Origin of the sequence: Aliidiomarina iranensis, from assembly GCF_003987135.1 — a bacterium.
Taxonomy (GTDB): Bacteria; Pseudomonadota; Gammaproteobacteria; order Enterobacterales; family Alteromonadaceae; genus Aliidiomarina; species Aliidiomarina iranensis.
Map to the genome: position 1 here is coordinate 148,464 of NZ_PIPJ01000004.1, position 14,032 is coordinate 162,495.

Consider the following 14,032-nt stretch of genomic DNA (forward strand, 5'->3'; position numbering starts at 1 on the left):
AAAACTCCAAGTTTTTGGAAACCACATAAATCTACTCTCGAACCATCGGCGCAATAACCCCGCTCAATTTCTCATACGCGGTTTTGCGCTCATCAAAATAGTCATAATGGTCATACACGCCTTCAACGCCACGAATCTTGTGGTTCAGGCAACGCTCGCTCACGTGCGGCGGAACGCCCATGCTGGCCAGTAAGGTTTTCGTGGTGCGGCGAAGGTCGTGAATGGTAAAAGGTTCCAGCGCCAGCTTCTCTTCACGCAGCAGCTTTGCCAGTGCCGCATTCAAGGTGTCGGGTGACACATGTGGTCGCTTGCTGGCGCGTCGGCTCGGGAATACATAGTCGGAACCGGCAGCGCGAACGTGCAGTTCTTGTAGCCAGTCGTAAACGGGGTCCACCAAGGGTACACGAATCGCTTTCCCGGTTTTACTGCGGTTGCTTGGCATCAGCCATTCTCGCTCGTTAAAGTCGATCTCGTCCCAAGTGGCAGCCATGAGCTCCATTTTTCGGCAACCCAAACAAACCAGGAGCGCAACGGCAAGGTAGTTCTCCCGCGTGATCTGGTCTTTGTATTTGCGCATGGTGCTGAACAAAATTTCCAGCTCTTTGAAGGTGAGCGCTCGGTCTCTGGGTTTCTCGGTACCGCCTGCATCTTCATACCGGAACGGCTCGGCGGGGTTGTTCGTCACTTCACCGAGTTTCATGCCATGTTGGAAAATACGCTTAATGTAATGCAGCGCGTCATTGGCGATGGCAGGTCGGCCCGATGTACGTATTTTCTTTAGCAGGTTATTAATATCGATAGGCCGTATCTTGTCCGGTGGCAAGCCACCCAGCTGTGGGTCTATGTCGTTGTTGTAGACGCGTCGATAGATGTGCCCGGTTTTAATCCGGTCGTCGATATCGTCTAACCAGTGCTTCGCAAGATCCCTAAAAAGCTTAAACGGCTTCTGTTTTACCTGCTTTTTTGTCTCTTGTGGATCCAAACCTTGCTTGGCTTGGTAACGAATTTGGGCGGCTTGGTGTTCAGCTTCAGCAAGTGATAGGGCGGGGAAAGCGGGGAGTAATCCCATTATTCGTCGCCGACCATAAATGCTGTAGCGAACCTCAAAAGTTGCGGTACCTGAAGCACTTACGCGAAAAATCAAACCGTTCCCGAGAAAGGTTCGGCCCTCTTCGCCTTGCTTCCAGATTGCGTGGAGTTGTTTGGTATTTAACTTTGCCATTCACGTAAATCTCAAAATGGATCCAAAAATCGGAACATGGAGTGGGAACTCCAGTTTTTGGATCCATTATTGTATCCATTTGGACTGTTTACGCTAGTGATCTTGGGGTATCTTGAGGCAATTATTTTCAGGTAAGTTATTGATTTATATAACCACCCGACACCCCCAGTGCATCATTCTATATTTTGGATCTGCTCCCGCATCTGCTCAATCAGAACCTTCACTTCTACGGCGCTGTTGGTGATGTCGCTGTTGATGGATTTGGAGCCGAGGGTGTTGGCTTCGCGGTTGAATTCTTGCATCATGAAATCGAGGCGTCGGCCGCAGGCACCGCCTTTGCGGAGTATATTGCGGGTTTCTTTGATGTGGGAATCGAGGCGATCGAGTTCTTCGGCTACGTCAGTTTTTTGGGCAAGGAGCACCATTTCTTGGGCGAGGCGTTCGGAATCGAGGTCGATTTTTGCTTCTGCGAACTTACTGGCGATGCGTTCCCGTTGCCACTCGAGTACGGCGGGCATATTAGCACGCACTTTGCTGGCTTCATTGCTAATACCTTCGAGGCGAGCTTCGATGAGCTTTTGCATGTTCGCACCTTCGCTGGCACGATGCTCAATAAAAGCAGTTAGCGCGCGTTCGAATCCTTCCAGTAACTCTTTTTGAATGGCGTCCATGTCCGCTTCTGCGGTTTCTAGCACACCGGGCCAACGCAAGACATCGAGCGGATCGATAGAGGCTTTGGCGCCGTTTTCTTGCACCCACTCGGCGGAACGCAGGAGCGCTTTGGCGAGGTTTTCATTTACTTGCAGTTCGGTATTGGCGCCAGCATTCGCGGTAAAACGTAAGCCACATTCTACTTTGCCCCGTTGCAACTGTTTCCGTAAACGCTCGCGCAAGCTTGTTTCTAAGCCGCGGAATTGCTCTGGTAGGCGAAAATAGGTTTCTAAATAACGTTGGTTTACTGAGCGTAATTCCCAAACCGCGGTGCCCCATTCTGATTTTACTTCTTCACGGGCGTAGGCTGTCATGCTGTAAATCATAATAATCCTTATTAAACAAAGCTTTGAGGTTTCTTTGTTCAGTAGTTTTGCGCCATTTGGTGTCGCTTGTAGCTGCTAAACAGGGCTTAAGTATAACGATACCGAGCAATAATGCACGGCCCGCTTACCTTAAAAACTGTGCGGCATGGCGAAAATTTGCGGAAAAGCCTATAATGGCGATGTTTTTTCACACCCCATTCCTACAAATCAGCAGAGGTTTTCATGCGTCCAAGTGGCCGTACCGCACAACAAATTCGCCCGGTAACGATTACCCGGAATTACACCCGCCACGCTGAAGGTAGCGTTTTAATTGAGTTTGGTGATACTAAGGTTTTGTGCAACGCGAGTGTGCAAGAGGGCGTTCCGCGCTTTTTGAAAGGCAAAGGCAAAGGCTGGATAACCGCTGAATACGGCATGCTTCCACGCGCTACGCACACGCGCTCTGACCGTGAAGCGGCACGCGGCAAACAAGGTGGCCGCACCATGGAAATTCAACGCCTGATTGCCCGTTCATTGCGGGCGGCGGTTGATTTAAATGCGCTTGGCGAAAATACTATTACCGTTGATTGCGATGTTATTCAGGCTGATGGCGGTACGCGCACAGCTTCTATAACCGGTGCTTGTGTTGCCATGGTGGATGCCATTAACTTTTTGCGCAAGAAGGGCGCTATTAAAGGCAACCCATTGAAGTGCATGGTGGCAGCGATTTCAGTTGGCATTTATAAAGGCGAAGCAGTTGCCGATCTCGATTACCCAGAAGATTCAGCGGCTGATACCGATATGAATGTGGTAATGACAGACACCGGCAAAATCATTGAAATTCAGGGCACCGCTGAAGAAGAGCCATTTAGCTTTGAAGAAATGAATAGCATGGTTGAGCTTGCAAAGCACGCTATTCGGGAGCTGAACGATCACCAGAAAGAGGCACTAAACTAATGAAAGCCTATCAACGGGAATTTATTGAATTTGCGCTCGGTAAGGGCGTATTGAAATTTGGTGAGTTTACGCTGAAATCGGGCCGCACTAGCCCTTACTTTTTCAACGCCGGGTTATTTAACACCGGCGCTGATTTAGCGCGTTTAGGCCGCTATTATTCAGCGGCATTGGAAGATTCCGGTATTGCCTATGATGTGCTGTTTGGCCCGGCTTACAAAGGTATTCCAATTGCTAGTGCTACCGTGGTTAGCCTTTATGAGCAGTATCAAAAAGATGTGCCCTATTGCTTTAACCGCAAAGAGAAAAAAGACCACGGTGAAGGTGGCAGCTTAGTGGGTTCGCCGCTAAATGGCCGTATTATGCTGGTTGATGATGTAATTACCGCCGGTACGGCTATCCGGGAATCGATGGATATCGTAGAAGCGAACGGCGCCAGCTTAGCAGGCGTGCTTATCGCCCTTGATCGGCAGGAGAAGGGCCGTGGAGAGCTTTCGGCTATTCAAGAGGTGGAGCGCGATTATAATGCGCCTGTGATTGCCATTGTTACGCTTAGCGATGTAATTGAATATTTAGCAGAACAGCCAGGCAACGAAGATATGCTGGCAAAAATGAAGGAATATCGGGCAACCTACGGTATTTCTTAACTTGCTAGATTTTTAACCCTGAATTCAGGCATCAAAAAGGAGCTTCGCATGGCATTAAACATACTCGTATTTTTAGGAAGCGTACGCGATAGCACTCCGCCAAAGCCTGCTCGGTTGGGATTACGCGTAGCCCTCGCTTGTGAACGTTTAATCCGCGAGGCAGGGCATGATGTTGAGCTTATCGACCCGATTGATTATGAACGCCCAGCAATATTTAAACCTGCATTTGCTTACGGTGATCACAACCGCCCGAAACAGCTGAGCGCCCTGCAAGCAAAGATAGAAGCCGCGGATGGTTATGTAATGGTGAGCCCTGAATATAACCATTCAATGAGCCCAGCTTTAGCCGATATGCTGAACCATTTTCGTAGCTCGAGCTTTAGTTATAAGCCAAGTAGCATTGTTACTTACTCTGCTGGCCAGTGGGGCGGCACCCGCGCTGCTATTGGCATGCGCAGCTTTTTAAGTGAGTTGGGCTGCTTGCCGGTTTCAGCAATGATTCATGTGCCTAAAGCGCAAGAGGCGCTTGATGCGGAAGGTAACTTCTGTGAGAACTCCGAGCGCTGGGCTGAATATTTTGGCCGCAGTTTCGGCCAGTTGCGCTGGTGGGCTGAAGCTTGCAACGCTCAACGCGAGCAAGAAAGCCCCTTAGATACGGCTCCCGCATTTGCAATGTCACCAGCTCAGCGCAATGCACCGTAGAAAAAATATTCAAGCAACTAGTTCTTATTTTTAGAAAATCAAACAAAAATGCCCGCCATTTGGCGGGCATTTTTGTGTTAGTCGTGTTTACAATGATTGCTCGGCCACACCCATTACGCCGTTATATATCTGGCAGCGCCCGCGGCTTGTTACTGTTTCGCTGTTATCAGTGGTTTGCATCATCAATACAAAGTTATCTTGTAGCAAGCGCAGCTGCCTCTGCCCGCTACACGCCACATGAATATTATCGCTGATGCCCGTATTTCCTAAAAATCGGTTCGTTGCACTTTCTGGGAAGAAATCCGGTTGTTCTGCGAATACCACATTGGCTACTCGGCTGCCGGCTAAACGCCCCATGCTACCGTTGCGCAAATAATGAAAGCTTGCCGCCAACATGTTGCCGGTACTTTGCGCCCCTTCAACGAAAAACACACTGTTTGCACCCTGCACCGCAAACACGCCACTGCGGGTATTCATTAACACCGCGGTATCGCGATCAATGCCCATAGCAAGGGGAGTGTTGGTATCGGCGGCTACTCGCAACATGCGCATTTCTCGGCCGCGCTGGCCTACATCGGTATCCACAATACCGGCGCGGAACACGCCTACGCCACCGAGCGGCTCATAGGTGAGTGAATTCGGGTTTAAGCCACGCGGGCAACTATCATCGAAATCACAGCCCGGAGTTGGTGCCGCGGCCGCATTAGAGCCTGCTACTAACGCTTCTCGGCTGTGGCCGTTGGTGATCATGTTAGCGCTTACTAACGCTTGTGCACCAGCGCCAGCGCCGCCAACTGCTAACTCACCTTCGGCGAATTTGCTGCGCAATGCTTGCAGCGCACTGATGGGTTCGCCTTCTGGTAATAACGTATTACTTAAACGATTGGCGCTGCCGCCGGTGAAAAATACCCCATCGGCGTTAGCTAAAAGCTCAGCTGCCACATTTTCATTGTTACAGAACGCTACTTGCTCAGCGTGCCGAGCTGGGTTCACGCGGTTTCGATCATAGCTTCCACTCAATTCACGGCGCAGCGATTCAAGCGAGCCACAGGCACCCGTGCGTTGAGCTTCGGTAACGGCAATATCGATAGGCAACCATTGGGCATTGGCTCCGGCTTGTTCAAATGCTTGAAGATGGCTATCAACAGCACGGAAACTATCACGCTCGCCCGCGGTAACTACCAAAATAGTAGGGGTATCACCTTTGATTTGCGCCGCCATTTGCACAAACTCGTTCACAAACACGGCACTATTATCTTTGCCCTCTGCCAGGTTCACTACTTCATTCAAGCCTTCAAGGCGTGGCATTTCCAAGTTATCAAGCACGCGCTCATACTCGGCTTCCGAAAGGCGCATAATTAATTCAAGGTAGGCCCGCGAGCGCAAGCGTTCAACAAAACGATATTCGGGCACTACGCCGCGGCCGAAATAATCCACCATCTCGCGTAAAGCAACATCGAGCTCTTCGCGCACCCCGTTTCTTTCCCGCGGCCAAATGGCCTGCCGCAAGGTTTCGCGGCGCCGCACATCAGTAAGCTGAAATAAACGCGCAGTGCGCATTTCATTGGCATCAATCCAGCTTGTAGAATTACAGTAATCAGAATTCATGCTCGAGCAAATCTGCAATTCACTGCCGGCGAGCATTAGATTCCATTGTGGATTCTCGGCTGAACCGTTGTTTTCCGCCTGTGCACTCACACTTGTACTAGTGAACATCAACCCTAGGCTGATGGCGGCGAATACTGCTTTCAACTTACTGCTCATTGCGCTTACCTTTCGTTGCGTTGGCTTTTCATTGCGTTGGCCTATTTCAAGCCCCTAATTTAAACCCTTAAGCTATTCAAGGCTTAATACTCTTAGGCCACTGCGAGGTTGAGCTCATCAGTATAACGCATTTGAGTGTGCGCTCGCTGTTAAGTTTCTTTATGGTTGTAAATTCTAAACTTTGTCCAGTCTCTGTTAAAAATTGGTATATTGATCAACATATAACGTCAGTTGTGAATATTACGCGATAATAAAGCGATGGTTCATTTAATAATTAACGCGTAAAAACCAATTGGGATGGTTTCAGTATTATGGGTAGAGCTCGTGGCTTCAGCCTTATCGAACTTATCATCGTTATTATCATTTTAGCTGTGGTAGGGGTTACGGCTGCCCCACGCTTTTTTAACCTGAGCACTGATGCCAACCGTGCTCTGCTCGAAGAACTCGCGGGCGCGAGTAAAAGTGCCGCAAATCTTGTGTATGCTAAAGCATTGATCCAAGGTGAAGCTGGCAAAGTGCTTGGCACTGTCGATCTGGATGGTGATGGTGTGAGCGACATAGAAACTGTTTACGGTTACCCTACGGGCGATCGCATTAAAGGCCTGCCAAACGCCTTGTCGCTTGAGGAAGATTGGCGATATGGTAATACCTTCGGCGGAACACAATTGTTCTTTTCACCCGCGCGTATTATTGGCTCTAGTGGCCCCACCAATAATAACATTCCACTTCTCAGACCCGATTGTTACCTTGCCTATCGCCCACCAACAAATCCTGGTGATGCGCCAACTTATACATTTTTTGATTCAGGCTGTTAATATACACTCCGGTTCGTAGCGCTTACTTTGGTTTTGAATGGAGAAAACCCTTCGATGTTTCATATTGTTTTACACAATCCGGTAATGGCGGCTAATACGGGTAATATCATAAGGCTATGTGCGAACAACGGCTGCGCTTTGCATTTGATTGAGCCTTTGGGTTTTGATTTAGAAGAAAAGAAGTTGCGCCGAGCTGGGTTGGATTATCACGATTTAAGCAACGTGGAGCGTTATCCAAATTTTGCCGCATTTGCTGAGAAGTTTGTTGGCCATAATATTTACGCGATCACCACAAAAGGCACCCGTGGCTACACGGAACTCCAATACCAACCTGGTGATGTTTTGCTCTTTGGTTCTGAAACCAGCGGTTTGCCAGCAGATGTAATGGGGCAAATTCAGCCAGAGCTGCGGCTGCGCGTGCCCATGATGCCAAATAACCGCTCGTTGAACCTTTCAAACACAGTGGCACTGGTGAGCTATGAAGCCTGGCGCCAGCATGAGTTTGCGGGTGGTAGTTAAGGGCCAGAAACTAGGATATGCACCTACATGCTGCAATACGCCGGCGTTTCCTGCTATTTGAGCTGCTTGCTGTTTTAAATTGCCTGCTACGTAGCCGCTATTTAGCGCGCAAAAATTGCAAAATTTGCTTCATGGCTGGCTCTCTGATGGCATCGTTTTCCATTAAAATTTCGTGCCGTGCACCCTCTATGCGCTTTAATTTACTGGCACTATTTTTCTGCCGCTCAATAAATTCCTGTTGCGGCTTGGGCGCAACAATTTTATCTTCCGCACCTTGCAAAACGAGCGCTGGAATTTTTAAGCGCTCAGCCTGGAGCACTACTTGGCGCGCCGCCAAAATGGCCTCGGCCACCCAGTAATTAGTAGGGCCACCCACTTTAATATTTTCCATATCGTGGTACATGTTGCTAAACCAGCTGTAGCGGCTCTCACTATGTGTGAGTAAGTTTTCGGCGAACGGCAGCATAATGTAATCGCCGGTGGTTGGCGCATACCAAGGCTTTTTCGGTGCCAGAATACTGTTCAAAAAAGCTAAAAACCTAGTAAGCGGTTTGGCAATCCAGAACGGAAACGGCCGAGTTTGAATGCCAAACATGGGCGCGCAAAACACAATTTTCTTAAACGGGTTAAACGGAAACTCCGAGCTACCGGCAAATTGTTGTAAGTATTGTGCGGCAATGGCGCCGCCCATCGAGTGAGAAAGTATATAGGCCGGCGCATCACCAATTCGGGGCTCGATCAGTTGCATCCATTCGGCAAAATCACGGACATAATCGGTAAAGTTATTTACATGCCCATGCTGATGGTGGTGGGTTAATCGCGAAGAGTGGCCTTGCCCTCGGTGGTCGATCATTGCCACGGAGTAGCCGGCGGCCACAAGTTCCAATGTGATTTCTTGATACTTTAAGTAGGATTCTATTCTACCCGGCGCAATAACCACCCAACCACGGTGCGGCTCGGCGGGTTCTTCTTTTGCTTGCGCAAGGCTGGCAACAAACTGATCGGTTGGGTCGTTGAGGGGGTCGCTCACTGAAGATGTGTTGGCTTCTTCAGGTAATACTTTATTTTCAAATAGCGCGTAGCGAATTTCATGGCCATCGCTACTGCGAAATTCACCATGTTCAGCGTAACGATAAAACTCATAAAGATCTTCACGCGCCCAATCTAGCCATGCACTTTGATTATCAGCCGGGCGGCGATTGAGCACCGCAAGTGCGTACTTACTGGCCATTTCACTCATGAATTATCCTTACTACCCTTTCATACCAAGTTTTGCTCGTTGTTCGCGAGCGGTTTTGGTTTATTCTAACGCGGATTTTTCAAGAGCATAAGTGCTTAATTTTCTAGTGGTAAACGCACACTCACGGCAAGGCCACCTTGCGCATGATTAATCGCCGTAATTTCCCCATCTAATACCGCCGTAGCGCGCTGGCAAAGGGCAAGGCCAAGGCCTACACCGGCGCCGTGATGGCGTGAGGGATCGGCACGATAAAAGGGTTCGAACATTTTCTGCAGTTTATCGGCTGGCACACCCGGCCCTTCATCTTTTACGGTAATTTCAAGCCATTGTTGCTTCTGGGCAGGTGCGTTGCTTTTATTTCCTTTTCGATTCGGGCTGTTGGTGCTTTTTTCTTGCTTCACCACTTCCGCACTCACAATTACTACCCCGTTATCGGGCCCATATTGGAAGCCGTTACGAATCAGGTTTTCCAGCACTAAGCGAAGCAACACACCATCGGTTTCTATTTCCGGAATTGGCTGCTCAGGCAGCGTTAATCGGCCATCCCAGTTTTGTTGCCCCTTACCGTATTGCATGTAATACAAATCGTTACGAAGTTCTTCCAGCAACGCAAATACGTTAACCGGGCCTTTCACCAATTTATCGAGGCCGTTTTCCAACCGTGAAAGCCACAAAATACTATCAATAATCGAGCCCAACCGATAAATATCTTTATTTAACTGCATGTAATTACGGTCGGTTTTTAAGGTATCGGTTTCCATCAAATCAAGGGCCACTTGTAAGCGCGCTAAAGGTGAACGTAACTCATGAGAAACATCACTTAACAAACGCCGCTGAGCATCGCGAGAATTCGCTAATTCGATAGCCGTTGCGTTCATCGTTCGCGCCAGCTCACCAAGTTCATCTTTGCGTTTTGGCAAGCGCGCTAGGTTTGGTTCCGCAGAGCCGGTGGCTATTTCTCTCGTGGCATCACGTAGTTGCTTCAGTGGCCGCACAAACCACCAGCCAAGAATTAATGCACCCAAGAAAGAGGCCCCAAATGCCATTAGAATCAAACGCGGTAACCAATCTTGATCTTCAGCAGCTACGAGCGCCGCTAGCTCTTCGTTAGTGGCTGTTCGGCTCATCACTACGGCGCCTGCACTACTTCCTAAGGGGCCAGCATAAGTGCGATCAGCCACTATTGTTTGAATTGGTTCGGGGCTTTGCAGAATATTAAAGGCAACACCCACTTCGGTTTGCCCTAACCCAGGAATATATTGAATATCACTGTTATCAGGGCTATCAACCGCCACTACCCGATAATCGCCCACTAACAAGCGCCCGGGTTGTATCATTCCCACGGTTGAAGCGTGATTAAGAATAGGTTGCAACGCCCGCGGGAAATCTTCTGCCATTGGCGAAGGGCCCGGCGGGCGGGAAAGGTACAAAACAACAGAAAATGCCGCGATCGCCGTAAGCAGGATTAAAGCCCAAAATATCGCTAACAACCGAATGGTTAACGATTGATACCATCGCGTACGGCGTAAGCGCATTTTCTAGTTTTCCAAAGTTTCAGGTTCCAGTATCTCAGGCTCTAGCACGCGATAGCCACGGCCCCGAACTGTTTGGATACGATCTGGGTGGGCTGGAAGCTTTTTCCGAACGTTACTAATATGCACATCAAGGGAGCGATCAAATGGCCCCAATTGGCGCCCCAAAACCTGATTCGAGAGGCTTTCTTTGGTAACTAATTGGCCATGATGAGTAACTAACTGGCGCAGAACCTCAAATTCTGTGGGGGTAAGGGTTAGGGCCTCACCATCACAATGAGCCACAGCATTTACGGTATCGAGTTCAAAACCTGCGAACCGAATAGTTTCCGCCACCGCCGTGTCGCCGCCTTTACTGCGGCGTAATAAAGCTTTCACTCGCGCTACAAGCTCGCGTGGATAAAAAGGTTTGGCGAGATAATCATCAGCGCCCAACTCTAAACCCACAACGCGATCCACATCTTCACCGCGAGCGGTAAGCATGAGCACTGGCGTTTCAATGCCACCTTGGCGCAGATGCTTCAAAACCTGCAAGCCATCCATTTCCGGTAACATAATATCGAGTAATATAAGTGAATATTCGCCTTTGCTCGCCGTATCGAGGCCAGTTTTACCATCCTCAACGGTGGTAAGGCGAATTCCTTCCCTGGCGAACACATCAGTGAGCATTGCGCCTAAATCAGCATCATCATCTACTAACAGAACATGTACCACAATCTACCTTCCTTTCGTATTCTTACGATATTGGGTTGGCCCAAACAATTCGGTATAGGTGCTTAGCCTCAGCCAACCTTTAAATGGAAATGCCTTTACAATCTTTACATTTCCACAATCTACCCGTTACACAAACAGAAGCGAGTACCTTTGCATTCCCTTTACAGAAGCTCGCAAGCTGTACAGCTTGTATTTAACGCTTACTCAATTTTCGGGTGAGGGTATTTCTACCCCAACCCAAACGTTCGGCGGCTTGTTGCCGATGGCCTTTGGTTTGCTGCAATGCTGCATCAATGGCGAGCTGTTCTATTTCCGCCAGCACTTCAGCACACCGTGTATTATTAGTGCCATCAAGTGCCGCCAGCAATTCGGCTTGTAGGCCTTCTCGCCAATTATTCTGCAGTTTTTGCCCGATTACCACGGCGCTTGCTTGTTGCTCACTATCTTGCTCGCCAGTGCCAAGTATCGATACCTGCCCTACGCTCTCACCCGCAGTTTCGGCCGCGATACGCTGTAAATCGGCTGGTAGCTCATCAACATCAACCACATCACCACTTGCCATCACGGTTATCCAACGGCAGGTGTTTTCCAGTTGCCGAACATTACCAGGCCAAGCTGCTGTTTGTAACTGCCCAAATGCCGCAGGCGTTAAGCGCTTCTGCGGCATTTGCAGCTCTTTGGCAGCAATAAACAGAAAATGTTCCGCTAGGGCTGGGATATCGCTCCGGCGTTCCTGCAACGAAGGAAGCTGCAAGTGAATAACATTCAACCGATGATAGAGATCTTCACGAAAGCGGCCCTCATCAATCGCTTTGCGTAAATCAATATGGGTAGCCGCAATAACGCGAACATTCACGGTGGCGAGTTGATGGCTTCCCACCGGGTAAAATTGCCCCTCCGCCAAGGCCCGTAGCAAACGAGTTTGCACCGCCAGTGGCATATCACCAATTTCATCGAGAAATAAGGTACCGCCATCTGCTTGCTGAAATCGGCCAGCTCTGCGGCTTTGGGCGCCGGTAAACGCGCCTTTTTCATGGCCAAACAATTCCGATTCAATTAATTCACCCGGAATCGCCGCCATATTTAACGCCACAAAGGGCTTTTCCGCCCGCGGGCTATGATCATGTAAAGCCTTCGCCACCAGCTCTTTACCAGTGCCCGATTCGCCGGTAAGTAACACCGAAACACTTGACCGCGAAAGCCGCCCAATTGCGCGAAACACCTCTTGCATCGCCGCCGATTCACCAATAATACCGGTGTCGTTACCGGTGTCGTTGTCGGCGTGCTCTGGCACCTTTTCCCCAGCCTCTGAACTTTCCTGTTGCTTTGGCTTCACCGCGCGTTCCGCAATTGCAATCACTTCATCTAAATCAAAAGGTTTCGGCAAATACTCGAACGCACCTCCTTTAAAAGCTTTCACCGCACTTTCTAAATCCGAGTGTGCTGTCATTACGATCACCGGAATATCGGCAAACCGCTGTTGAATTTCCTGCAACACCTGCATGCCATCGGTACCGGGCATCCGCACATCAGTGAGCACCAAAGCCGGGGTTTCGCCACCACTTTCGGTTAACGCTTGTAAAAAGAATGTTGGTTCAGCAAAAAGCCGAGGCTGCCAGCCCGCTCCTTTAAAAGCGCGTTCCAACACCCAACGAATGGAGCTATCATCATCTAATATCCAAACAACTCGATTCATGATGCCGCTCCTGGGGTTGTTGTTTCGCCAGTAGCATTGTCTAAATAGGGCAACACTGCGGTAAATTCCGTATGCCCAGGCCGGCTACTCACTTCAATTTTACCCGCATGTTGATGTATCAAGGATTGCGCAATCGAAAGGCCTAGGCCCGTTCCACCCTCACGCCCAGTTACCAATGGGTAGAATAAAGTATCTTTCAGTTCGCTCGGTATTCCCGGGCCGTTATCTTGCACACAAATTAATGCACACTGGCGATACCGTTTGCCGTAAATCGTTTCTTGGTGGCTTACCCGTGTACGCACTACAATTTGCCGTTCACCAAGTTGTTGATCTAGGGCATCCATTGCATTGCTGATAAGGTTTAGAAATACCTGCTCTATTTGATCGGCACTAATGTAGAGGTCGGGTAGGCTTGGATCATAATCTTTGCTAATGGTTAAATTAGCCGGTTTATTTACGCCAATCACATCCAGCACTTGCTGCAATACCGCATGAATATTCTGGTAGCTGCGGGCACTCGGCCGGTTTGGCCCTAGCAGCCTATCTACTAAATTTCGCAAGCGATCCGATTGCGCCATAATTAACTGAGTGAACTCTCGTTGTTCCGGCGCTTGCAATTCCGCATTCAGAAGTTGTGCCGCGCCACGAATACCACCTAAAGGGTTTTTAATTTCATGTGCAAGCCCACGCACAAGTTGTTGAGCTGCTTCGCGCTGGTGCTGTTGCGCTTGCTCTTGATTCAGCCGGCGAATTAAATCAACCTGCCTTAATTCCACCAGAATTGCACTATCCAACCCCTTGAATGCAGCAATCGAGGCGTTCAATTCAATGGCAATCGATTTGCCATCATGAAACACCCAACTCACATCGCTATCGGATATGCTCTGCTGGTTCAAGGCGATATTTCGTAATAAGGTGAGATCAAAGCTGCTATAGCGCAGGTGGCTATCGAGGGGCGCGCCCAGCAAGCGCCGAGAGCTTCCAGAAAAAATGGCATCTGCCGCAGCATTCGCAAAGCATACATGGAGGTTTTTATCTAACACCAAAACCGCACTTGTGAGTTGATCCACAAGGGTTTGGTTTATGCTTTCGTGCAGTACAGGGTTTGCCGCCGACATAATGAACCTCAGTGTTAGAATTAAATCGCACCGGGCTTCTTTGGTGCAATCGAAGAGTTTGCACCAGAATGGTGCGCTGCGCAATGAGCAAGG

Annotated in this window: 13 protein-coding genes; 5 read left to right on the top strand and 8 right to left on the bottom strand. The window is 49.3% G+C overall.

Annotated elements, in window-relative coordinates; translation table 11 throughout:
• Positions 1-31: 31 nt before the first annotated feature.
• Together CWE08_RS07445 and CWE08_RS07450 are read right to left on the bottom strand one after the other, a co-directional pair.
• On the bottom strand, positions 32-1,222 hold the full coding sequence (locus CWE08_RS07445; protein WP_126767194.1) for a tyrosine-type recombinase/integrase: 1,191 nt from the start codon (positions 1,220-1,222) through the stop codon (positions 32-34).
• 173 nt (positions 1,223-1,395) lie between these two features.
• On the bottom strand, positions 1,396-2,259 hold the full coding sequence (locus CWE08_RS07450) for a YicC/YloC family endoribonuclease (protein WP_126767196.1): 864 nt from the start codon (positions 2,257-2,259) through the stop codon (positions 1,396-1,398).
• Between the two features lie 222 nt (positions 2,260-2,481).
• Between CWE08_RS07450 and rph the strand changes: the two genes are divergently transcribed.
• From rph to CWE08_RS07465, 3 genes are read left to right on the top strand one after another with little or no spacing between them, the layout of a single operon-like run.
• Positions 2,482-3,195 (top strand): ribonuclease PH, encoded by a 714-nt coding sequence (rph, locus tag CWE08_RS07455; protein ID WP_126767197.1) that lies wholly within the window; start codon positions 2,482-2,484, stop codon positions 3,193-3,195.
• Positions 3,195-3,839 carry an orotate phosphoribosyltransferase gene (gene pyrE / locus CWE08_RS07460; RefSeq protein ID WP_126767199.1) on the top strand — a complete coding sequence of 215 codons (645 nt, stop codon included), beginning with the start codon at positions 3,195-3,197 and terminating at the stop codon, positions 3,837-3,839. Before rph ends, pyrE begins: the two co-directional genes overlap by 1 nt.
• A gap of 48 nt (positions 3,840-3,887) precedes the next feature.
• Positions 3,888-4,541 carry an NADPH-dependent FMN reductase gene (locus tag CWE08_RS07465; RefSeq protein WP_126767201.1) on the top strand — a complete coding sequence of 218 codons (654 nt, stop codon included), beginning with the start codon at positions 3,888-3,890 and terminating at the stop codon, positions 4,539-4,541.
• A gap of 87 nt (positions 4,542-4,628) precedes the next feature.
• Here the strand turns inward: CWE08_RS07465 and CWE08_RS07470 are convergent, their stop codons facing one another.
• Positions 4,629-6,305, bottom strand: a complete 1,677-nt coding sequence (locus tag CWE08_RS07470) for a type 1 glutamine amidotransferase family protein (RefSeq protein ID WP_126767203.1) — start codon at positions 6,303-6,305, stop codon at positions 4,629-4,631.
• 311 nt (positions 6,306-6,616) lie between these two features.
• Here CWE08_RS07470 and CWE08_RS07475 point away from each other — a divergent pair, with 311 nt between their 5' ends.
• Both CWE08_RS07475 and CWE08_RS07480 read left to right on the top strand, forming a co-directional pair.
• Positions 6,617-7,120 carry a prepilin-type N-terminal cleavage/methylation domain-containing protein gene (locus tag CWE08_RS07475; RefSeq protein ID WP_126767204.1) on the top strand — a complete coding sequence of 168 codons (504 nt, stop codon included), beginning with the start codon at positions 6,617-6,619 and terminating at the stop codon, positions 7,118-7,120.
• 54 nt (positions 7,121-7,174) lie between these two features.
• Entirely contained in the window at positions 7,175-7,639 is a 465-nt protein-coding gene (locus CWE08_RS07480; RefSeq protein WP_126767206.1) for a tRNA (cytidine(34)-2'-O)-methyltransferase, read from the top strand.
• A gap of 97 nt (positions 7,640-7,736) precedes the next feature.
• Here CWE08_RS07480 and CWE08_RS07485 read toward each other — a convergent pair whose 3' ends face one another.
• From CWE08_RS07485 to glnL, 5 genes are all read right to left on the bottom strand, one after another.
• Positions 7,737-8,879: an alpha/beta fold hydrolase gene (locus CWE08_RS07485; protein ID WP_126767207.1), complete on the bottom strand. Its 1,143-nt coding sequence runs from the start codon at positions 8,877-8,879 to the stop codon at positions 7,737-7,739.
• A 95-nt stretch (positions 8,880-8,974) separates the two neighbouring features.
• Positions 8,975-10,414, bottom strand: coding sequence for a sensor histidine kinase (locus tag CWE08_RS07490; RefSeq protein ID WP_126767209.1), 1,440 nt, complete (start codon positions 10,412-10,414; stop codon positions 8,975-8,977).
• Between the two features lie 3 nt (positions 10,415-10,417).
• Positions 10,418-11,125, bottom strand: coding sequence for a response regulator transcription factor (locus CWE08_RS07495; protein ID WP_126767210.1), 708 nt, complete (start codon positions 11,123-11,125; stop codon positions 10,418-10,420).
• Between the two features lie 193 nt (positions 11,126-11,318).
• Positions 11,319-12,821, bottom strand: coding sequence for a nitrogen regulation protein NR(I) (gene ntrC, locus CWE08_RS07500; protein ID WP_198677104.1), 1,503 nt, complete (start codon positions 12,819-12,821; stop codon positions 11,319-11,321).
• Positions 12,818-13,939, bottom strand: a complete 1,122-nt coding sequence (gene glnL / locus CWE08_RS07505) for a nitrogen regulation protein NR(II) (protein ID WP_126767214.1) — start codon at positions 13,937-13,939, stop codon at positions 12,818-12,820. The genes ntrC and glnL overlap by 4 nt, the downstream gene beginning before the upstream one ends.
• Between the last annotated feature and the right edge of the window lie 93 nt (positions 13,940-14,032).

What these genes read in the sequence shown, in the direction of transcription:
- rph (WP_126767197.1), top strand. Translation starts at nt 2,482, where the DNA reads ATGCGTCCAAGTGGCCGTACCGCACAACAAATTCGCCCGGTAACGATT.
- CWE08_RS07465 (WP_126767201.1), top strand. Translation starts at nt 3,888, where the DNA reads ATGGCATTAAACATACTCGTATTTTTAGGAAGCGTACGCGATAGCACT.
- CWE08_RS07470 (WP_126767203.1), bottom strand. Translation starts at nt 6,305, where the DNA reads ATGAGCAGTAAGTTGAAAGCAGTATTCGCCGCCATCAGCCTAGGGTTG.
- CWE08_RS07445 (WP_126767194.1), bottom strand. Translation starts at nt 1,222, where the DNA reads ATGGCAAAGTTAAATACCAAACAACTCCACGCAATCTGGAAGCAAGGC.
- pyrE (WP_126767199.1), top strand. Translation starts at nt 3,195, where the DNA reads ATGAAAGCCTATCAACGGGAATTTATTGAATTTGCGCTCGGTAAGGGC.
- CWE08_RS07475 (WP_126767204.1), top strand. Translation starts at nt 6,617, where the DNA reads ATGGGTAGAGCTCGTGGCTTCAGCCTTATCGAACTTATCATCGTTATT.
- CWE08_RS07480 (WP_126767206.1), top strand. Translation starts at nt 7,175, where the DNA reads ATGTTTCATATTGTTTTACACAATCCGGTAATGGCGGCTAATACGGGT.
- CWE08_RS07490 (WP_126767209.1), bottom strand. Translation starts at nt 10,414, where the DNA reads ATGCGCTTACGCCGTACGCGATGGTATCAATCGTTAACCATTCGGTTG.
- CWE08_RS07450 (WP_126767196.1), bottom strand. Translation starts at nt 2,259, where the DNA reads ATGATTTACAGCATGACAGCCTACGCCCGTGAAGAAGTAAAATCAGAA.
- CWE08_RS07485 (WP_126767207.1), bottom strand. Translation starts at nt 8,879, where the DNA reads ATGAGTGAAATGGCCAGTAAGTACGCACTTGCGGTGCTCAATCGCCGC.
- glnL (WP_126767214.1), bottom strand. Translation starts at nt 13,939, where the DNA reads ATGTCGGCGGCAAACCCTGTACTGCACGAAAGCATAAACCAAACCCTT.
- ntrC (WP_198677104.1), bottom strand. Translation starts at nt 12,821, where the DNA reads ATGAATCGAGTTGTTTGGATATTAGATGATGATAGCTCCATTCGTTGG.